The organism is Micromonospora sp. C97, from assembly GCF_018070385.1.
Lineage (GTDB): Bacteria > Actinomycetota > Actinomycetes > Mycobacteriales > Micromonosporaceae > Micromonospora > Micromonospora parva.
The window spans coordinates 18,898-37,461 of the sequence record NZ_JAGPXU010000012.1 but is presented as its reverse complement, the minus strand read 5'-3'; the positions used below and the strand labels follow the sequence as shown (position 1 = coordinate 37,461).

General features: G+C 71.3%; 20 protein-coding genes and 1 pseudogene. 6 read left to right on the top strand and 15 right to left on the bottom strand.

The features are described from left to right. Window positions 1–19 precede the first annotated feature (19 nt). The 10 genes and pseudogenes from KBX26_RS17725 to KBX26_RS17680 all read right to left on the bottom strand — a co-directional run bounded on the left by KBX26_RS17725 (window position 20) and on the right by KBX26_RS17680 (window position 9,157). Window positions 20–937: an urease accessory protein UreD gene (locus KBX26_RS17725; RefSeq protein ID WP_210865914.1), complete on the bottom strand. Its 918-nt coding sequence runs from the start codon at window positions 935–937 to the stop codon at window positions 20–22. After that, the gene (gene ureG, locus KBX26_RS17720; protein WP_030332796.1) at window positions 934–1,563 is read right to left on the bottom strand and encodes an urease accessory protein UreG; all 630 of its coding nucleotides are present in this window, start codon (window positions 1,561–1,563) and stop codon (window positions 934–936) included. The genes KBX26_RS17725 and ureG overlap by 4 nt, the downstream gene beginning before the upstream one ends. Window positions 1,564–1,606: 43 nt before the next feature. Continuing rightward, window positions 1,607–2,284 carry an urease accessory protein UreF gene (locus KBX26_RS17715; protein ID WP_245233646.1) on the bottom strand — a complete coding sequence of 226 codons (678 nt, stop codon included), beginning with the start codon at window positions 2,282–2,284 and terminating at the stop codon, window positions 1,607–1,609. Window positions 2,285–2,306: 22 nt separating this feature from the next. Then, complete coding sequence (gene ureE / locus KBX26_RS17710; protein ID WP_051708532.1) at window positions 2,307–2,870, bottom strand: hypothetical protein; 564 nt, start codon at window positions 2,868–2,870, stop codon at window positions 2,307–2,309. A 62-nt stretch (window positions 2,871–2,932) separates the two neighbouring features. Continuing rightward, entirely contained in the window at window positions 2,933–4,651 is a 1,719-nt protein-coding gene (locus KBX26_RS17705) for an urease subunit alpha (protein WP_030332788.1), read from the bottom strand. Between the two features lie 174 nt (window positions 4,652–4,825). Then, a pseudogene (locus KBX26_RS17700) lies at window positions 4,826–5,161 on the bottom strand (urease subunit beta); the annotation flags it as partial. Window positions 5,162–5,171: 10 nt separating this feature from the next. Continuing rightward, the gene (locus KBX26_RS17695; protein ID WP_247680763.1) at window positions 5,172–5,513 is read right to left on the bottom strand and encodes an urease subunit gamma; all 342 of its coding nucleotides are present in this window, start codon (window positions 5,511–5,513) and stop codon (window positions 5,172–5,174) included. A 133-nt stretch (window positions 5,514–5,646) separates the two neighbouring features. Further along, entirely contained in the window at window positions 5,647–7,092 is a 1,446-nt protein-coding gene (locus tag KBX26_RS17690) for a sugar porter family MFS transporter (RefSeq protein WP_030332782.1), read from the bottom strand. A gap of 179 nt (window positions 7,093–7,271) precedes the next feature. Next, window positions 7,272–8,108 carry an undecaprenyl-diphosphate phosphatase gene (locus KBX26_RS17685; protein ID WP_030332781.1) on the bottom strand — a complete coding sequence of 279 codons (837 nt, stop codon included), beginning with the start codon at window positions 8,106–8,108 and terminating at the stop codon, window positions 7,272–7,274. Continuing rightward, window positions 8,105–9,157: an LLM class F420-dependent oxidoreductase gene (locus tag KBX26_RS17680; protein WP_210865913.1), complete on the bottom strand. Its 1,053-nt coding sequence runs from the start codon at window positions 9,155–9,157 to the stop codon at window positions 8,105–8,107. Before KBX26_RS17680 ends, KBX26_RS17685 begins: the two co-directional genes overlap by 4 nt. A gap of 186 nt (window positions 9,158–9,343) precedes the next feature. Between KBX26_RS17680 and KBX26_RS17675 the strand changes: the two genes are divergently transcribed. Beyond that, window positions 9,344–10,315 (top strand): aldo/keto reductase, encoded by a 972-nt coding sequence (locus KBX26_RS17675; RefSeq protein ID WP_030332779.1) that lies wholly within the window; start codon window positions 9,344–9,346, stop codon window positions 10,313–10,315. Window positions 10,316–10,407: 92 nt separating this feature from the next. On the opposite strand, the gene KBX26_RS17670 is transcribed toward KBX26_RS17675, so the two are convergent. The 3 genes from KBX26_RS17670 to KBX26_RS17660 are packed head-to-tail and all read right to left on the bottom strand — an operon-like array spanning window position 10,408 to window position 12,718. Continuing rightward, on the bottom strand, window positions 10,408–11,313 hold the full coding sequence (locus KBX26_RS17670) for a hypothetical protein (protein ID WP_210865912.1): 906 nt from the start codon (window positions 11,311–11,313) through the stop codon (window positions 10,408–10,410). A gap of 14 nt (window positions 11,314–11,327) precedes the next feature. Then, window positions 11,328–12,389, bottom strand: a complete 1,062-nt coding sequence (locus KBX26_RS17665) for a WXG100 family type VII secretion target (protein ID WP_210865911.1) — start codon at window positions 12,387–12,389, stop codon at window positions 11,328–11,330. Further along, window positions 12,386–12,718, bottom strand: a complete 333-nt coding sequence (locus KBX26_RS17660) for a hypothetical protein (protein WP_167337304.1) — start codon at window positions 12,716–12,718, stop codon at window positions 12,386–12,388. Before KBX26_RS17660 ends, KBX26_RS17665 begins: the two co-directional genes overlap by 4 nt. A 93-nt stretch (window positions 12,719–12,811) precedes the next feature. Between KBX26_RS17660 and KBX26_RS17655 the strand changes: the two genes are divergently transcribed. From KBX26_RS17655 to KBX26_RS17645, 3 genes are all read left to right on the top strand, one after another. Next, entirely contained in the window at window positions 12,812–13,231 is a 420-nt protein-coding gene (locus KBX26_RS17655) for a YbaB/EbfC family nucleoid-associated protein (protein ID WP_210865910.1), read from the top strand. Continuing rightward, window positions 13,228–14,208 (top strand): SseB family protein, encoded by a 981-nt coding sequence (locus KBX26_RS32780; protein WP_210865909.1) that lies wholly within the window; start codon window positions 13,228–13,230, stop codon window positions 14,206–14,208. Before KBX26_RS17655 ends, KBX26_RS32780 begins: the two co-directional genes overlap by 4 nt. A gap of 189 nt (window positions 14,209–14,397) precedes the next feature. Next, complete coding sequence (locus tag KBX26_RS17645) at window positions 14,398–14,589, top strand: DUF5703 family protein (RefSeq protein ID WP_030332768.1); 192 nt, start codon at window positions 14,398–14,400, stop codon at window positions 14,587–14,589. A gap of 51 nt (window positions 14,590–14,640) precedes the next feature. On the opposite strand, the gene KBX26_RS17640 is transcribed toward KBX26_RS17645, so the two are convergent. Beyond that, window positions 14,641–15,303 carry a hypothetical protein gene (locus tag KBX26_RS17640; RefSeq protein ID WP_030332766.1) on the bottom strand — a complete coding sequence of 221 codons (663 nt, stop codon included), beginning with the start codon at window positions 15,301–15,303 and terminating at the stop codon, window positions 14,641–14,643. Window positions 15,304–15,361: 58 nt separating this feature from the next. Next, window positions 15,362–16,690 (bottom strand): M20/M25/M40 family metallo-hydrolase, encoded by a 1,329-nt coding sequence (locus tag KBX26_RS17635; RefSeq protein WP_030332765.1) that lies wholly within the window; start codon window positions 16,688–16,690, stop codon window positions 15,362–15,364. 148 nt (window positions 16,691–16,838) lie between these two features. Here KBX26_RS17635 and KBX26_RS17630 point away from each other — a divergent pair, with 148 nt between their 5' ends. Both KBX26_RS17630 and KBX26_RS17625 read left to right on the top strand, forming a co-directional pair. Then, window positions 16,839–17,450, top strand: coding sequence for a hemerythrin domain-containing protein (locus tag KBX26_RS17630; RefSeq protein WP_030332763.1), 612 nt, complete (start codon window positions 16,839–16,841; stop codon window positions 17,448–17,450). Between the two features lie 84 nt (window positions 17,451–17,534). Then, window positions 17,535–18,515, top strand: coding sequence for a LysR family transcriptional regulator (locus KBX26_RS17625; protein ID WP_030332761.1), 981 nt, complete (start codon window positions 17,535–17,537; stop codon window positions 18,513–18,515). Window positions 18,516–18,564: the final 49 nt, after the last annotated feature.

The window sequence follows — 18,564 nt, the reverse complement described above, 5'->3', positions numbered from 1 at the left end:
GGAACGTCTCCTCGCCAGATCAACGCCAGCTGAACGCCGGCGGGAAGGTCCGGCCGGTCACCTCTTCCCGGGCGGCCACGCAGAAGGCGCGGACCGCGGCGCGGACCGGCTCGGTCTCCTGACCGAGCACCTTGAAGATGAGCCCGGCGTCGTTCGGCAGCCGGCCGACGGCGCTGGCCAGGGGGGTCTGCTCGTCCCAGACCGGCGTCGACGTCCGGTCGAAGACCCGGGCCGCCCGTTCGGGGCTGGTGAGCAGCACGACGTTGCCGAAGATGTGGAAGCGGTCCATCACCCCGACCCTCTCCACGCCGAACTGCCGGGGGGTCACCACGAACTTCTCCACGAACAACTGCCGGCCGTCGGGGCGTTCGGCCCGCAGGGAGCAGGAGAAGAGGTCGTACGCGAAGAGCTCACCGTCGCGGTAGTACTTGCGGCCGGGTTGCAGGATCTCGCCGTAGAGCAACGTGGCGCTCTCCGGCAGGCGCACCCGGCTGTCGGTGGCGAACCGGCTGGCCCGGTAGGGGATCGTCGGCTCCGGGAGGAACTCCAGGTAGGCGTCCTCGTCCAGGATGAACCGCTGGACCTGCGTCCCGTAGTTCGCGTCCATCTCCTGGATCTTGGTGGCGGCCTGGGTGGTGAGGTGCGCCTGGCTGCCGGCCGCCAGTGTGACGTCCATGTGCAGGCGGTCGCCCTGCAGGACGCCCCCGGAGGTGGTGAGGATCATGACGCAGGGCAGCTGCGGCATCTCCTCGTCCCAGTAGAGCGCGCGTTGCACCAGCAGCGGCGACTGCCGGTAGAGGTCGTGCAGGATCGTGCGGTCCCCGCGCCGCTCGAACCCGAGGCGCAGGATGCCGACCTTGCCGTTGGCGGCGGCGGGCAGCTGCGCCGGTTGGTCCTGGTACGGCGCCAGCTCACGGGCACTGTCCAGTGAGATCATGCGACCACTTCGGCGTCGAAGAGCGCGTTGCGGCGGACCAGCGAGACCAGCTCGTCGACGCCCTCGCCCGTCTTGCAGTTGGTGAAGACGACCGGCTTGCCGTTGCGCATCAGCTCCGCGTCGCGGGCCATGACGTCGAGGTCGGCGTCCACGTAGGGCGCCAGATCGGTCTTGTTGATCACGAGGATGTCGGACTTGGAGATCCCCGGGCCGTTCTTGCGCGGGATCTTGTCACCGGCGGCGACGTCGATGACGTAGATGAAGAAGTCCACCAGGGCGGGGCTGAAGGTCAGGGTGAGGTTGTCACCGCCGCTCTCGATCAGCACCACGTCGCTGTCCGGGAACTTGGACTCCATGTCCTCCACGGCGGCGAGGTTCATGCTCGGGTCCTCCCGCACGGCCGTGTGCGGGCAGGCCCCGGTTTCCACCCCGATGATCCGCTCCTCGACCAGGACCCCGGTCAGCGCCCGCCGGACGTGCTTCGCGTCCTCCGTGGTGACCACGTCGTTCGTGATCACCAGTATCCGCAGCCCGTTCTCCACGAGCCGTGGCACCACGGCCTCGATGATCGCGGTCTTGCCGCTGCCCACCGGGCCGCCCACTCCGATACGACTTGCCGACTTCATGCGGTGCCTGTCCTTCCTGGGTTCGTTTGCGCGGACTGCGGATTCAGCTCATGAACATCCGCACGTGCACGTGCTGGTGCGCGGCGGCCAGCACGTCGGCATGCGGTCCGAAGGTCTGCATGTCGTCGAGGTTCGCGGTGTGCACCTCGCGGTAGTCGTCGGCGACCCGCTCGTTGACCGCGAAGAGGATCGACTGCGCGTCGAGGTGGTCCACCGGCATCAGCCGGATCGCCGCGCTGAGCACCGTCGACGCCGCGCCGTACTGGTGGGCCGCGAACGCGTCCTGCTCGCCGACCCCGAGGTCGGCGAAGACCACGCCGAGCGCGACCGGGTAGGTGACCGGCACCCCGTTCGCCGACTCGTCGATCCGCTTCTTGAGCAGCGTCTCCCCGACGATCCGGGTGGCGGCCTCGGCCAGTTTGCGGCCCATCCGGACCGACATGGTGCGCATCTCTTCGTTGATCTTGCGCAGGTGCACGGCCTCGTCGGCCTGGCGGATCCGGTCGAGGTCGCCGGCCCGGGCCGCCCGGTGACCGGCGAGCAGCGCCACCCCGTCCCCCGTGGCGGCGAGCCGGGTGACCGTCCGGACGAAGTCCTGAAGGGTGCTCCGGTCGTGCACGACACCGTGCTGGACGGCCATCTCCAGCCCGTTGGAGAAGGAGAAGGCACCGACCGGGAAGACCGAGTCGCCGAACTGCAGGAGCTTCAGGGTCTCGGCCATGGTGCGCACCGCCCGGCCCCGCTCAGTTGAGGTCGGCGGGGAGGTGGGAGTGCGGCGTCGAGTCGGCGCCACCGAACAGCCGCCGCGACTCGTGCGGGGCGAGGTACGCGATGATCTCGGTGCCCGGAACGAACTCGTGCGTGATCCCGCTGAACGCGTGGGTCCGCATCACCGAGTCCATCACCTTGCGATCCACTGTCAGCGGGACGTACATCCGGGTGCCCTTGACCACCGCCGGCCAGTGCTGGTTGCCGATCGCGTGACCGAGTTCGACGGCCGAGCGGATCAGCAGCTCGGCGGACTCGCCGCGCAGCTGGTCGAGGTGGACCACCATCACCTCGCCCAGCTGGACGCGGGCCACCACGGCCGTGGCGGTCAGGTCGTCCCAGGCCAGGATGTCGCCGTCGCGCAGCCGGACCCCCCGGGCCAGCGCCACCGACAGCTCCGCGCCGGAGCTGGTCATCTTGCGGATCCGGCTCTTCTGGGCGTCCCACTGGTCCAGGACCAGGTCGTCGATGCGCGCTTCCTTCAGCCGGAGTGTCCAGTCCGGCTCGTTCATGTTGCCCAGCACCGATTCGACGAGCACGGGCGTCTCCTTTCCATGGGTGCGCCGGCGCCGCACACGGCGGCGCGGGCGTCCGGGGGGGGTCAGCTGAAGAAGTAGAGCTGGCTCAGAGGCAGGTTCCGGGCCGGCGGCACTGTCGCGTGCACGCCGTCCATCTTCACGGCGAAGGTCTCCGGGTCGACTTCGAGCGTGGGCAGCCGGTCGTTGCGGACCATGTCCCGCTTGGTGAGCCCCCGGGTCCGGTACACCGGCATGACCTGCCGTTGCAGGCCGAGTTCCTCGGCGATGCCGGCTTCGTGCGCGGCCCGGGACACAAAGGTCACGCAGGTCTTGCCGAGCTGGCTGCCGTACGCGGCGAAGGACGGCCGGTAGTACACGGGCTGCGGCGTCGGCAGGGAGGCGTTCGGGTCACCCATGATCGACCAGGCGATCATGCCGCCCTTGAGGACCAGCTTCGGCTTCGTGCCGAAGAACGCCGGCTCCCAGAGCACGAGGTCGGCCATCTTGCCCGGCGTGACCGAGCCCAGCACGTGCGAGATTCCCTGGGTGATCGCCGGGTTGATGGTCATCTTGGCGACGTACCGCAGCACCCGGAAGTTGTCGTTGGCGCTGGAGTCCTCGGCGAGCTTGCCGCGGGCGGTCTTCATCTGGCCGGCGAGCTGGATGGTCCGCAACCAGGTCTCACCCACGCGGCCCATGGCCTGCGAGTCGCTCTGCATCATCGAGATGACGCCCTCGTCGAGCAGGACGTCCTCGGCCGCGATGGTCTCGGTGCGGATCCGGCTCTCCACGAAGGCCACGTCCGAGGGAACCTGCGGGTTGAAGTTGTGGCAGACCATGATCATGTCGTACAGCTCGGACTGGCTGTTGATGCCGTAGGGCACCGTCGGCGTGGTCGAGCTCGGCAGCACGTTCATCTGACCGGCGACCTTGATGACGTCCGGCGCGTGCCCACCACCGGCACCCTCGGTGTGGAAGGTGTGGATCGTCCGGCCCTCGAACGCGGCGATGCTGTCCTCCAGGTAGCCGCTCTCGTTGAGGGTGTCGGTGTGGATGCTGACCTGCACGTCGAATTCGTCGGCGACGTCCAGGCAGGCCCGGATCACCGCCGGCGGCGCACCCCAGTCCTCATGGATCTTGAAGCTCGGCGCGCCGGCCATGATCTGCTCCACCAGGGGCGCGCGGCCGGTGCTGTTGCCCTTCGCCATCAGACCGATGTTGATCGGGATGGTCTCGAAGGCCCGCATCATCGCGTGGATGTTCCACGGGCCGGGAGTGATGGTGACACCGTTGGTGCTGTCGGTCGGGCCGGTCCCGCCGCCCCACAGGGTGGTCACCCCGTTGCTCAGGGCGGCGTACGCCTGCAGCGGCGTCACCAGGTGCACGTGCGTGTCGATGCCCCCGGCGGTCAGGATGAGGTGCTCACCGGAGATCGCCTCGGTGCCCGGACCGGTGATCAGCTCGGGGGTGACCCCGTCCATCACGTTCGGGTTGCCCGCCTTGCCGATGCCGGCGATCTTGCCGTCCTTGACGCCGACGTCGGCCTTCACCACGCCGAGGGTCGCGTCCAGGATGGTCACGTTCGTGATGACCAGGTCCAGGCCACCCTGGGCGTTGGTGTACTGGTTGTTGACGCCCATGCCGTCGCGCAGCGTCTTGCCACCGCCGTACATCACCTCGTCGCCGAGGACCCGGAGATCCTTCTCGATCTCGATGTACAGGTCGGTGTCGCCGAGCCTGATCTGATCGCCCGTCGTGGGGCCGTACATGCCGGAATACTCTTGCCGGGAAATCTGGCTCATCGAATCATCTCTCCTGCCCGAGGCACACAGCCCTGCGGGTTAGTCGATCTACTTCTTCTTGCCCTTGGGCTGGTCCTGCTCCTCGGGGCCGAACTTGAAGCCGCGGGTCTTGGCGTTGTGGATCGCCTCGGTCCGGTCCGGCCGGTAGCTGGGGGTCGACTCACTGCCGCTCCACCCCTGCACCAGGCCGTTGAAGCCGTACACGCGCTGCTGCCCGCCGAAGGGGATGAGCTGCACCGTCTTCTTGTCACCGGGCTCGAAGCGGATGGACGTCGTCGCCGGGATGTTCAGTCGCCGCCCGAACGCGGCCTCACGGTCGAAGGCGAGCATCCGGTTGGCCTCGAAGAAGTGGAAGTGCGAACCGATCTGGATCGGCCGGTCACCGGTGTTGTGGACGACGACCTCGGTGACCGGTCGGCCCGCGTTCAACTCCAGTGGCTGGTCGCTCAGCACGTAGCCGCCGATGGGTCGCACGTGCTTCGAGTTGGGGCCGGGATGTTGGTTGGCCATGTCCTGCTCCCTATCGGATCGGTGAGTGCACGGTGACCAGTCGCGAGCCGTCGGTGAAGACCGCCTCGACCTGGATCATGGGCACCATGTCCGCCACGCCCGGCATCACGTCCTCGGCGCTCAGCGTGCTGCGGGCCTCGTTCATGACCTCTTCGACGGTCTTGCCCTCGCGGGCGCCCTCAAGGGCGGCGGCGCAGATGACCGCGACGGCCTCGGGGTGGTTGAGCTTGATCCCCCTGGCCTTGCGGGCGTTGGCGACCATCGCCATCGAGAGGATCGTCAACTTGTCGAATTCCCGTGGTGTCAGATGCACTGTCCTGGTCCTTCTGCGACGGTCGGTCGGGGCCGCCATCCCGCCGAACGGTTCGCCTCCCGGGGAGCGCTGACGGTCACCCCGAATGAGCTGTTTGTCCAACAGGTCCCTTTTAGGCGGCTTCGGGTCGACCGTACGCCCTGCCCCTGCGTCACGGGTCAGAAGCCGCGAATCAGCGGGATCCGTCGCCGGCACGGTGCGGACGCCGAGCACGGGCGTCCGCCTGCCACATCCGCTGGATCTCTTCGAGGGTCCTGCCCCTGGTCTCCGGCAGGTACCGCCAGATGAACAGGAAGCCGAGCACACAGGTGCCGGCGAAGAGCGCGAACACGCCCGAGCGCCCCAGGGCGTCGAGCATGCTCAGGAAGAACTGGGTGATGAGGTACTCGGTGCCCCAGTGCGTGGCGGACGCGATCGCCACACATCGGCCCCGGATCCGGCCCGGGAAGATCTCGTTGATCACCGTCCAGGCGGTGGGGCCGATCGACATCGCGTAGAACGCCACGAACATGACCACGCCGACCAGCAGGAAGATGCCCGCGTCGGTGGGGTGGTGCCCGGTCGCTCCGGCCGCCTGCGCCCCCGGATCCATCTTCGCGAAGCTGACGCTGACCACCACGAGCGAGACCGCCATACCCAGCAGCCCGACCAGCAGCAGTGGACGGCGGCCCAGCCGGTCCAGGAAGGCGACGGCGACCAGCGTGAAGAGGGAGTCGACAGCGCCGATCGCCCAGGTGGTGGCGGTCAACTGCGCCTGCGGGGTGTGGAATCCGGCGGCGGAGAAGATCTCGTCGGCGTAGTAGATGATCCCGTTGATCCCGGTCAGCTGCTGGAACAGGGCCAGGCCCACGCCCAGCGCCAACGGACGCCGCCACTCGGGCGAGAGCACCTCGCGCCAACCCGCCTTGCCGGCCGCCAGGCTCTCCTGCACGGCGTGCAGCCGCTGGGGCACCTTCTCCGCTGGCACGGTCGCCCTCAGCGACGCCTCCGCCCGGCGTTTGTCCCCGCGCCCGACGTACCAGACGGCCGAGTCGGGGATCACCGTGGTGACCAGGGCGAGGGCCACCCCCAGCAGCACCGCGGCGGCGAGCAGGTAACGCCAGGAGTTGCCCGCCTCGAACAGTTCGTCGGCGAGGTACCCGATGAAGATCGCGAACGTGGTGGAGAACTGGTACAGCGCCAGGAGGCTGCCCCGGATGCGTTCCGGCGCCGCCTCCGCCGCGTACATCGGGCCGGCGACCGAGGCCACCCCGATGCCCAGACCCAGGATCAGCCGGGCGCCGAACATCACCCCGATCATCGGCGCGAACGCCTGCACGAGGGTGCCCACCCCGAACGCGGCGGCGGCGACCCACAGTGCTCCCCGGCGGCCGATCCGGTCCGCGAGGTGCCCACCGAGCAGCGCACCCACCAGCGCACCGGGGGTCACCCAGCTCGCCGCCACCTCGACGGCGAAGGTGTTCGCGTCGAAGGTCTGGCGGATGTCGCGCAGCGCCCCGCTGATGACGCCCTGGTCGTAGCCGAAGAACGCGCCGGAGAGCGCGACGATCGCGAGGACCGCGACGAGGTTGCGCCGTGGCGGCCGGTCCCGCCCGCGCTGCGCGCCGCTGGCGGTCACCCTCGCCCCTCTCCCGCGCGTCTGGGCCGGGACGTCATCCCCGACAGGGAAAGACTAGGTGCGTTCTACGACCATTCACCCCAAATGCAATGAAGTACGACAGCATCCGGTGGACGCCGCACACGCACCGGCCTCCGACCCCACTGCGGGGATCGGAGGCCGGTGCGGGCGCGGGCGGATCAGGTGGCGCTGATCGTGCCCGTCATCAGCAGCGCGAGAACCAGGGTGCCCAGCGCGACCCGGTACAGCACGAAGACGTACAGGGTGTGGTGGGCGACGTAACGCAGCAACCAGGCGATGGCCGCGTATCCGATGCCGAACGCGATGACGGTGGCCACGATCATCTGCGCGACCGACGGGGTGGACGTGCCCGGCGCGGACGGCTCGAAGACGTCACCGAGACTGAACACGCCGGACATCACCACCGCCGGGATGGCCAGCAGGAACGAGTACCGGGCCGCCGCCTCCCGGGTCAGGTTGAGCAGCAGACCGGCGGTCAACGTCCCGCCGGAACGGGACACCCCGGGGATCAACGCCATGGCCTGGGCGAAACCCATCACGACGCCGTCCTTCATCCGGAAGTTCTCCAACGTCCGGGTCTGCCGCCCCCAGTACTCGGCGAACGCCAGCACGAACGCGAACACGATCAGGGTGGTCGCCACCAACCACAGGTTGCGTCCAGCCGTCTTGATCTGATCCTTGAAGAGGAACCCGAACAGCCCGATCGGGATCGAGCCGACGATCACGTACCAGCCCATCCGGTAGTCGAGGCTGGAGCGCACCGACCTGTCCCGGATGCCCACCAGCCAGGTCCGGGTGATCCGCCAGATGTCCTTCGCGAAGTAGATCAGCACGGCCGCTTCGGTGCCGAGCTGGGTGACCGCTGTGAACGACGCGCCCGCGTCACGGTCGAAGAAGATCGCCGAGGTGATCCGCAGATGCCCCGACGAGCTGACCGGCAGGAACTCGGTCAGTCCCTGGACGATGCCCAGGACGATGGCTTCGACCCAGGTCACTCGCCGACTCCTGAGAGGTCCAGAGCCTCGGCGACGGTACGCAGGGTCTGCACACCGCTGTCCCGGTCGGCCACGAACAGGGTCACCGACAGCGTGGTGACGCCGGCGGCGGCGTACTCGCGCATCCGCTCGGCGACGCGCTCCTTCGGGCCGAGCAGCGAGGTGCGGTCGATGAACTCCATCGGCACCGCGGCGGCGGCGTCGCGCTGCCGCTTGGCCAGGTACAGGTCCTGCACCTCGCGGGCGGCGTCACCGTAGCCCATCCGGGTGGCGAGCTGGTTGTAGAAGTTCTGCTGGCGGCTGCCCATCCCGCCCACGTAGAGCGCGGCGTACCAGCGCACCAGCTCGGCGCAGGACGCCACGTCGTCACCGATCACCACGGGCACCGACGGCACCACGTCGAACCCGGCCAGCTCCTTGCCGACCTTGGCCCGCCCGGCGCGCACCGAGGCGAGCTGCTCCTCGGCGAACTCCGGGGCGTAGAACACGGCCAGCCAGCCGTCGGCGATCTCGCCGGCCAGCTCCAGGTTCTTCGGGCCGACCGCGGCCAGGTAGATCGGTATGTGCTCGCGGGGTGGGTGGAAGCCCAGCCGCAGCGCCTTACCGGGGCCGTCCGGCAGCGGCAGCGTGTAGTGCTCGCCGTCGTACGCCACCTCCTTGCGGGCGATGGCCAGCTTGACGATGTCGACGAACTCGCGGGTCCGGGCGAGCGGCTTGGCGAACCGCACACCGTGCCAGCCCTCCGACACCTGCGGGCCGGAGACGCCCAGGCCGAGCCGGAACCGGCCGCCGGAGAGCGCGTCGATGGTCGCGGCGGTCATCGCGGTGGCCGCCGGCGTACGGGCGGGGATCTGCATCACCGCGGCGCCGACGTCGATCCGTTCGGTCTGACCGGCCATCCACGCCAGCATGCTGGGCGAGTCGGAGCCGTACGCCTCCGCAGCCCACACCACCGAATAGCCCAGCCGGTCCGCCTCCTGGGCCAGCGCCAGGTGGTCGGCCGGTGTGCTCCACGCCGTCTGATATCCGAGACTGAGCCCGAGTCGCACTGGTCCTCCCCCATCCGTGGCACAGGTCGCACCAGGTTACGCAATGCCGATAACGGCCTCGATCACCGGCTCGACACCTTTGATCCCCCCTCCGTCGGGGCAGCCCGGGGCGGCGGAACCGGCAGAACCGGCAGAGATACGGGAGCGAGGATATCCGTGGCGGCAGGTTCGAAATAAGGTTCACCCATGCAACAGCGACCGCTCGGCCGAAGCGGGCTGGCGGTTTCGCGGCTCGCGCTCGGCACCATGACCTGGGGCCGGGACACCGACGCCGACGATGCGGCCGCCCAGCTGAAGAGTTACCTGGACGCCGGCGGCAACCTGATCGACACCGCCGACGTGTACGGCGACGGCGACGCCGAGTCGGTGATCGGCTCGCTGCTGGGCTCCCTCGTCCCCCGTGACGAGCTGCTGATCGCCACCAAGGCCGGGTTGCGCCCCGGCAGTGGCCGACGCCGTGACGGCTCCCGGGGGCACCTGCTGCGGACGTTGGACGCGTCGCTGCGCCGGCTCGGCACCGACCACGTCGACCTGTTCCAGGTGCACGGGTACGACCCGGACACCCCGCTGGAGGAGACCCTGGCCGCCCTGGACCACGCGGTGGCCAGCGGCAAGGTCCGCTACGTGGGGGTGTCGAACTTCTCCGGCTGGCAGACCGCGCGGGCCGCCGCCTGGCAGACCGCCTGGCCGGGGCGGGCGCCCGTGGTCGCGTCCCAGGTCGAATACTCGCTGCTGGAGCGGGGCGTGGAACGGGAGGTCCTGCCCGCGTGCGACGCGCTCGGCCTCGGCGTGCTGCCCTGGTCGCCGCTGGGCCGGGGGGTGCTCACCGGCAAGTACCGGCACGGCCGGCCGGCCGACTCCCGGGCCGCGTCGCCGCACTTCGAACCATTCGTCGCCACGTACCTGGAGCCGCGCTGCTCCAGCATCGTGGAGGCGGTGGCGACCGCGGCCGGTGGGCTGGGGGTGTCGCCGCTGGAGGTGGCGTTGGCGTGGATCCGGGACCGGCCCGGCGTGACAGCGCCGATCCTCGGCGCCCGGACGGTGGGGCAGCTGCTCGGCGCGCTCCAGGTGGAACGGATCACACTGCCCGAGGAGATCACCACAGCGCTGGACGACGTCTCCGCGGTGCCGGTCGGCTACCCCGAACGCGACGGCTGACCGGCGCCCGACGCGCCGGAGAATCCCGGCTTCGCCTGCCCCCGGGTCACTGCTGACCCGCCGGCCGGGTCACCGTTGATCAGCGCGCCGGGTCACGGCGTCGGGCGGTTGCCGGGGAGGTCCTGGATCGCGGTCAGGAAACGCGACTGGTCGTCGCGCAGCGCCGGCTGGGTGAGCCGGATCCACGAGCCGTCGTCGAAGAAGACGGTGGAGGCGAGCTGCACGAGGCCGCTCGCACCCCGCTCGGAGTCGACCCGGATCACCCGGTCGCGGCGCACACTCCACAGCACCCGCGGCTGACGCCGGTCGGGCCGGTCGGCGTCCGGGCGGGGGCCCATCCGCAGCAGGTGCAGGTGGGTGTCGGTCACCGCCAGCGGCGTGCCGCTGTAGCGCTCCAGGAACAGCAGCAGGCTGCCGGCGAGGGTGGCGAGGTCGCCGCTGAAGACATACCGGCGGCGGTAGGCGATCTCGGCGAGCTGCTCGGCCAGCGGACGGTACTGGCTCAGCCGGAACAACGCCCGGAACGCCTCCTGCTCCTCGGTGAGCGGGATCGGCTCCCGCTGCACGGGTTGCTGCGGCAGGTTCGGCTCCGGCGCTGCCGACTCCGACACACCGGCGGCGAGGGCGCCGGCGCTGCCGGGCAGCATCAGCACACCAGCGGCCAGCCGCACCGGCGTGAGCACCGCGTCGACCCAGACCACCGGGTTGACGATGTTGAGCAGCCCGAACAGCACCTTCGGGTCGAGCGCGTCGGCCAGCTCCGCGCCGACGTCGTCGGCGAGCTGCCGACCGGCCTGGTGGGTCTGCGACATGCGCACCGGCCCCAGCCCCACGTACCGCAGCTCCTGCCCGGTCAGCAGCGGCGCCACCAGGGCGCGCTCCGGCTCGTCGCTGGTGCGGAACTCGTCGCGCAGCTCGCGGGCCTTGTCCCGGGCGGCCCGCGCGCCGCCGAGGACCGCGTCGGTGAACCGACCCAGCCGCCCGCGCTCCCCTGACATCACCCGTCGCCTCCCTAGCGGCCCGCCGGCTGGTCTGCCGGCGGCTGCCCGAAGACATTCTGGTCGATCCAGTCCGCGCCGCTCTGCACCGCCTGGTCGATCTGGTCGCCGACCTGCTCGCTGCCGGGAACGGAGAGCCCGCTGGTCAACGCGACAGTTCCCCAGGTGACACCGTGGACGACCGAGTTCGGCACGTTCCACGGCAGGTTGGTCGCCCAGTCCCGGGCGATCACCCGGGCGCCGTCGGCGACCCCGTGCGCCCGCAACGCGGCGGCCCGGTCGAGGGCGCCCATGTCGAACGGGGAACCGGACTTGCCCAGCTTGTAGGTGCCCTTGGTGGGGTCGAGGAACTTGTGGTGCCACTTGTCGAGCTTGCCGGCGGCGCGGCGCTTGTCGGCGTACTTCTTGCCGGTGCGCAGCGCCTTCTGCATGTCGACCAGCTTGTCCAGGTGCGTCCGCAGCTTGCGCAGGTACAGCAGGACCCGCTGGAGCAGGCGGATGACCTTCTGCAGGTGCACCGCGAGCGGCCGGATGACCTTCAGCATCCGGGTGACCACGATCAGGCCCCTGGTGACGGCCACGCCCACCCCGGCCGCCCAGGACGCGCCCATGGTGACCGGCGCCATCAGCAACGCCGTCACCAGCGTCACCAGCATGAAGTTGACGAACTCCACGCAGAGGTCCACGAGCACGTCGTGCACGGTCTGCAGGCCGTCGGCGACACTGCGCAGGTACTCCGCGGTCGCGGCGAACTGCTCGGCGACGTCGAGGAGCTGCTGCTCCACATCGGCCAACCGCTGGCCGTACGCCACACCGGCGGGTGAGCGCCACCCGACCTGCGCGGACTCCCGGGTGCCGCGGTGGCCCTGCGCCAGGTCGCGCACCTGGGTGGCCAGCGCGTCCCACTCGGCGGCCTTCGCGCGCAACACGGCGGGCTCACCGTCGACCAGGTCGACGAGCTGGATCAGCGGCCACGCCAGGGTCCGGCAGACACTGTCGACGGCGTCCTGCACACCGGAGAGCGCGCTGTCGAGACCGTTCCACAGCTGAACGGCGCTGCCAGCCGGGCCGCTCATCCGGGCAGTCCCGCCTGGATGGCCTTGAACCCGGCGTCCAGGTCCCGTTCGTTGACCTCGTACGCCTCGACCGTGTCGGCCAGCGCCTTCGCGACCCGGCCGAACGCGGCGTTCGCGGCGGCGAACAGCTCCTTGCCGCCGGTGACCTGCTCGGTGTACTTGTCGCGGAGCATGTCGCTGGCGAACGGCAGATGACCGAACGCGTCCGACGGCACGTCGCCGGCCGAGACGATCTGCCCCTCCAGCGCGGCGAGCGAGCTGGCGACCTGCTTGGCGGCTGTCTCCAGTCGACGGACCGCCAGCACGTCCACATCGATATCCGGTGCCATGCCGTTCCTCCCCCCATGAGTCGAGCGCACCGACGATACGATCTCCCGGCCGCCGGGCACCACCCGGTCGCACGATCCACGGGGAGGAATCTCATGACGGACCCGACGTCGGCGTTCGACGCGCTCGCCGGGCGGATCGCCGACATCGAGCGCCGGTTCGCCGGCCTCCGCGACGATCTGGCCGACCTGTCCGGCACCGCCGCCGACGAGAGTGGACTGGTCTCGGCGACAGTCGACGCCACCGGCGCGCTGACCGGCCTCACCCTCGCGCCCGCCGCCCTGCGCGCCGGCACGGAGGGCGTGGCCGAACTGGTGCTGGAGGCGTACCGGCGGGCTCGCGAGGTCGCTTCCGCGCACGTCGACGAGCACACCGAGGGGTTGGACGTCGCGCTCGGCGCGGGGCTCGGCGACCTGTTCGGCACGCCGGGAGACTTCTCGGCGCTGGGCCGGCTGGAGGAGACGGTGGCCCGGCTCGGACGGCTGGACGACCGCCTGCCGGGTGCACCGGCGTGACGTCGCCGTCGCCGACCTGGCCGGAGATCGCCGCCCGGCTGCGGGACACCGTGGCCCGCTGCGACCGGGACACCGACCTGGAGCTCACCGCGGGTCCGCGCGGGATCCGGCTGCTGGTGCGCCGCCAGGTGGTACGGGTGGTCTGCCCCGGCCCCGACCACGCCCGCCTGGCCGCGCTCGGCTGGCACCGCCCGAGCGGGGACGAGGGCTGGTGGTACGAGGCGCCGCGCACCCCGGAGCAGCTGGAACGGCTCAGTGTCTTCGTGACCCGTACCGCCGCCGAGGTGCTGACCAACGAGCCCGGCGCGCTCTCCTGCCGGGCGGTGCCGCCGGCCGCCCGGCCAGGACCGGCCACGCGATCGACGCCCGACCGGCCCGCACCGGTCGGGTCCGCACCGGTCCCTGTGATCCATTCCGAGCCGACACCGGCCGGGACGGCACCCGCCGGGCCGACGCCAGCCGGGCCGACGCCAGCCGGGCCGACGCCAGCCGGGCCGACGCCAGCCGGGCCGACGCCAGCCGGGCCGACGCCAGCCGGGCCGACGCCAGCTGCGGCCACACCCGCTGGGGCGGCACCCGCCGAGGCGGCACCCGCCGGGGTGGCGGAGCCGGCGGTGGTGGCGGTGCTCGCGGCGGCGGCCGACCGGCGTGACCTGCCCGGCTATCTCGCCGTGCTGGCCGGCGCCACGGTGTGCGTCCCGCTGGCCGGGGACCCGACGCCGGATGCCGACTTCCCGTGGGCGGTCATCGGCGACGCGACCGGCGCGCCGCTGCTGCCGGTCTTCACCTCGCCCGGGGCGCTCGCCGCGTTCACCGGCGACGGGGTGCCGTTCATCGCGCTGCCGTGCGTCGAGTTGTTCGAGGACTGGCCGGACCCGTCCTGGGGGCTGGCGGTCGACCCGGGCAGCACCCGGGCGGTGGCCCTGGCCGCGCCAGCCCTCACCGCTCTCCTGAGCGCGAACCTCCCCACGAACTAACGCCCCGAGGCCCTCTTCGGCGATCTTGCGCTTGCTGTCGTGGCACAGCGGGCTTCTCGCCCATTCCGGCAATCGGAACCGCTCGATCGGCGGGAGAGGGGCACGGGGCGGCACGAACCGCCCCGGGGGCGTCGTTGGTCACTCGGGAGGGGGTGGCGAACGGCCGCTGGGCTGGGCAGCATGGATGGCATGGACTACGAGTACGCGCCGCTGCGGCTGCCGCCGAACGTCGACCGGTTGACCGCCGCGGCGCAGTTGGCGATCCAGGCGGAGTTCTCCGGATGGGAGTTGGCCCGGGTGCGGCTGTACCGCGACGGCACGCGCCAGGTGGTGCTGCGCCGTCGGCGGATCAACCAGCCGCAGCCGGGCCTGTCGTACTGACGACCGGGCGGTGCCGCCCAGGGCCGGGTTCGGCCCCGGGCGGCACCCTGCCTAGTGCTGGTGCCCGGCGTGGTCGTGGTCGTCGTCGAGCTCCAGGAACGGGTGCTCGTCGAGCCGACCGACCAGCCGGTCGTCGGCCGCCGGCTGGAACGGGCCGACAGCGTCGTCGTCGTCGAACGACTCCAGGTCGACCGGGGTGCCGACCTCGCTGACCATGACCACCCCGTCGAGCGGTTCCAACTCGGGGACGTCCAACGCGCCGAGCGAGCCGTCACCGCTCTGCAGCAGCTCCAGCACCGCCTCGCCGACGCCCTCCACCGGAGCCGGCTCGTCGTCCTCCGGGGTGCCCTCCCGACGGGCCGCCTCGGCCGCCCGCAGCAGCGCGGAGACGCTCGGCACCCGGTAGTCGCGACGCTGACGAACCGAGATCACCCGGGGGTGCGGGTCGCTGGCCTCGGCGCCCTCGCCGCCGCCGAAACGCTCGTCGGCCTCGTCCGGGTCGATCGAGTCGACATCCCACGGCGTCACCTCGCCGAAGGCGTCGAGCAGCCGCTCGTCGTACGCGAAGGAGGCGTTGTTCAACGCCACGTACGCCTGCCAGACGTCGTCGTCGTCGACGCGGCCCTGGGCGGCGCGTACGGCGGCCAGGTGGTGGCGGGCCGCTTCGATCACCCGCTCGAGAGCGGCGTCCAGCTCACCATGCTGGTCGGTCATGTGGGGCAGTCCCTTCACGATGGGGAGATTGCGCGCCGGCGGACAGGGCCGGACACGACTAGCAGGTGCGGAGGAACCGGTCGAGAACCCGCACGCCGAACTGTAGTCCGTCCACCGGAACGCGCTCGTCGATGCCGTGGAACAACGCCGAGAAGTTCAGGTCGGCGGGCAGCCGGAGCGGGGCGAACCCGAAGCAGCGGATGCCGAGCTGCGAGAACGCCTTGGCGTCGGTGCCCCCGGAGAGCATGTACGGAACCGGCCGCGCCCCCGGGTCCTCCGCCCGCAGGGCCGCCGACATGGCCTCGACCAGGTCACCGTCGAAGGTGGTCTCCAGCGCCGGTTGCCGCTGGACGTACTCGATCGCGATGTCCGGGCCGACCAGCTCGCGCAGCTGCCGCTCCAGCAGCTCGGACTGGCCGGGAAGGCTGCGGCAGTCGATGGTGGCGGTGGCCCGGCCGGGGATGACGTTGTCCTTGTAGCCGGCGCTCAACCGGGTCGGGTTGGCGGTGTTGCGGATGGTCGCGCCGATGATGTTGGCGATCGGGCCGAGCTTGGCGATGGCCGTCTCCGGGTCGTCCGGGTCCAACTCGATGCCGAGCAGGTCGGAGACCTCGGTCAGGAAGGCCCGCACGGTGTCGGTGACCACCACCGGGAAGCGGTGCCGGCCGATCCGGGCGACCGCCTCGGCGAGCGCGGTGACGGCGTTGTCGTCGTGCACCATCGAGCCGTGCCCGGGGCGGCCCTTGGCGTGCAGCCGCAGCCAGTCGATGCCCTTCTCGGCGGTCTCGATGAGATAGAGCCGCTGGTTGTCGTTGACCGAGTAGGAGAAGCCGCCGACCTCACCGATCGCCTCGGTGCAGCCGTCGAAGAGGTCGCGGTGGTTCTCCACCAGGAAGCGCGCGCCGTAGTCGCTGCCGGCCTCCTCGTCGGCGGTGTACGCGAGCACGATGTCGCGCGGGGGCCGTACGCCGGTGCGCTGCCAGTGGCGGACCACGGCGAGCACCATCGCGTCGAAGTCCTTCATGTCGATCGCGCCCCGGCCCCACAGGTAGCCGTCGCGCAGCTCGCCGGAGAACGGGCCCACCGACCACTCGTCGGCGTCGGCGGGCACCACGTCCAGGTGGCCGTGCACCAGCAGCGCGCCCCGGCTCGGGTCGGTGCCCGGGATGCGGGCCACCACGTTCGCCCGGCCCGGCGCGGACTCGTGCAGGACGGACTCCACGCCCACCTCGGCGAGCTTCTCCGCCACGTACTCGGCCGCGCGGCGCTCGCCGACGCTGGTGTCGTTGTCACCGGTGTTGGTGGTGTCGATGCGCAGCAGGTCGCGGCAGAGGTCCACGACCTCTGCGGTGGGGTCGGGTCGGGCGGAGGCGGCGTCGCTCGTCATCGCCTCTTCATACCAGCCCGAGCCGGTGGACAGGCCGGCGCGGGTGGACGCATCGACGGGTCGGTTTCGCCGTGGCCGCGTTCGGGTACCGCCGCCGACGACCGTACGTCCCTGCCGGAGCTTCCGCCCGCCAGTCGAGGAGGGCACCATGTCCGCTGTTCCCCTGCCGCCGCTGCCGCCCACGCCCGCACCCGAGGAGGGCTACCGGCCCGCCGGTAGCAGCATCGCCGACATCGTGGACCGGGAGCACCGGCAACTGCTGGCGCTGCTGGACCAGCTGGCCGGCCCGGACAGCACGCCACAGGAGGGGCTGGCGGTGCTCACCGCCGCACTGTCGCGGCACCTGTCCGCCGAGGAGCAGTACCTGTTGCCGGCGGTCCGGGCGGCGCTGCCGACGGCCACCGAGCGGGTGGACGCGGAGATCAACGCCGATGCGGCGCTGCTCGGCGCCCTGAAGGGGCTCACCGACGAGTCGCTGACGGAGGTCGCCGAACGGGTTCGCCGGCACGTCGACGGGGTGGGCGGGTTGATCACCGAGCTGCGCGCGGTGGCCACCGAGGAGGAGCTGATCCGGCTCGGCAACCGGCTGGAGATCGCCGAGGAGGCCGCGCCGACCCGACCGCACCCGGGCACGCCGGCCACCCCACCGTGGAACCGGATCGTGGAGCCGGCGGTCGGGGTGGTGGACAAGGTCCTCGACGCGGTGACCGGACGCCCGACGTACCTGGCGGACCTGCCGGAGGCACCGCGCGAGCAGTGATCGGCGACCACCGGCAATGCATTCATTATCACCGATCCGCTCGGGCTATTCCGCCAGCAGACCCCGTAGTCCTACCGTCACCCTATGAACCTGGAGCTGCGTCACCTGCGGGTGGTCTGCGCGATCGCGGAGACGGGAAGTGTGACGAAGGCGGCGTCGGCGCTCGGCCTGGCCCAGCCAGCGCTCACCGCCCAGCTTCAACGCATCGAGCGGACGCTGGGCGGCCCGCTGTTCGACCGGGACCGGCGTGGGGCCCGGCCCACCGCGCTCGGTGAGTTGGTGCTGGCCCGCGCCCGGGTGCTGCTGCCGGCGATGAAGGGGTTGCAGGACGAGGCCGCCCGGCTGGCCGGGGCGGGCGACGCGCCGCCGTGCTACCGCTTCGGCGGGGTGAACAGCCCGATCCTGGGCCGGCTGGTGCACCGGTTGGCCGCCGAGCAGCCGCCGGCCCAGATCACCACGTACGCGTCCTGGTCGGTCGACGAGTTGGCGCAGCTGGTGGCCGGCGGTCGACTGGACTTCGCGCTGGCCGGCGTGTGTGGCGACGCCAGCCCGTCGGCCGGGTTCGGGTTGAGCTGGCAGGAGGTGGCCGTCGACCCGGTGCTGGTGCTGCTGCCGGAGACCCATCCCCTCGCGGCGCAGGACGAGGTACGCCTGGCGGACCTGCGCCACGAGCAGTGGGTCGCCGCGCCGGGCGACGGCTGCTTCGCCGACTGCTTCGCCGCCGCCTGCGCCCGCGCCGGCTTCACCCCCCGCAAGGTGTACGAGACCGACATCCGCGGCTGCGTCGACCTGGTGGAGGCCGGCGTGGCGGTGGCCCTGTGCCAGGCGACATTCCGCCCGGTGAGCGGCCTGGTCACCCGACAACTCGCCGGGACGCCGCTGCGGTGGCGGCTGCTGCTCGGCTGGCATCCGGACTCCCCCGCCGCCCAGGGCGCGGAGCTGGTGCTGGAGACGGCGAAGGCGGCGTACGTCGACTCGTTGGCGCCGCATCCGGCGTACCTGGCCTGGCTGCCGCGCAACCCGGGGTTCGGCGTGCGGCAACCCACCGGGGTCCGACCGGGCTGAGCTGCCGGTATTCCCGGCCGCTGGCGGTGCGAACCGCCGTGGGCCGGGT

Excerpts from the sequence above, each read along its gene's own strand:
- KBX26_RS17725 (WP_210865914.1), bottom strand. The coding sequence starts at position 937 with ATGATCTCACTGGACAGTGCCCGTGAGCTGGCGCCGTACCAGGACCAA.
- ureG (WP_030332796.1), bottom strand. The coding sequence starts at position 1,563 with ATGAAGTCGGCAAGTCGTATCGGAGTGGGCGGCCCGGTGGGCAGCGGC.
- KBX26_RS17715 (WP_245233646.1), bottom strand. The coding sequence starts at position 2,284 with ATGGCCGAGACCCTGAAGCTCCTGCAGTTCGGCGACTCGGTCTTCCCG.
- KBX26_RS17705 (WP_030332788.1), bottom strand. The coding sequence starts at position 4,651 with ATGAGCCAGATTTCCCGGCAAGAGTATTCCGGCATGTACGGCCCCACG.
- KBX26_RS17695 (WP_247680763.1), bottom strand. The coding sequence starts at position 5,513 with ATGGCGGCCCCGACCGACCGTCGCAGAAGGACCAGGACAGTGCATCTG.
- KBX26_RS17675 (WP_030332779.1), top strand. The coding sequence starts at position 9,344 with ATGCAACAGCGACCGCTCGGCCGAAGCGGGCTGGCGGTTTCGCGGCTC.
- KBX26_RS17670 (WP_210865912.1), bottom strand. The coding sequence starts at position 11,313 with ATGTCAGGGGAGCGCGGGCGGCTGGGTCGGTTCACCGACGCGGTCCTC.
- KBX26_RS17665 (WP_210865911.1), bottom strand. The coding sequence starts at position 12,389 with ATGAGCGGCCCGGCTGGCAGCGCCGTTCAGCTGTGGAACGGTCTCGAC.
- KBX26_RS17660 (WP_167337304.1), bottom strand. The coding sequence starts at position 12,718 with ATGGCACCGGATATCGATGTGGACGTGCTGGCGGTCCGTCGACTGGAG.
- KBX26_RS17655 (WP_210865910.1), top strand. The coding sequence starts at position 12,812 with ATGACGGACCCGACGTCGGCGTTCGACGCGCTCGCCGGGCGGATCGCC.
- KBX26_RS17645 (WP_030332768.1), top strand. The coding sequence starts at position 14,398 with ATGGACTACGAGTACGCGCCGCTGCGGCTGCCGCCGAACGTCGACCGG.
- KBX26_RS17640 (WP_030332766.1), bottom strand. The coding sequence starts at position 15,303 with ATGACCGACCAGCATGGTGAGCTGGACGCCGCTCTCGAGCGGGTGATC.
- KBX26_RS17635 (WP_030332765.1), bottom strand. The coding sequence starts at position 16,690 with ATGACGAGCGACGCCGCCTCCGCCCGACCCGACCCCACCGCAGAGGTC.
- KBX26_RS17630 (WP_030332763.1), top strand. The coding sequence starts at position 16,839 with ATGTCCGCTGTTCCCCTGCCGCCGCTGCCGCCCACGCCCGCACCCGAG.
- KBX26_RS17625 (WP_030332761.1), top strand. The coding sequence starts at position 17,535 with ATGAACCTGGAGCTGCGTCACCTGCGGGTGGTCTGCGCGATCGCGGAG.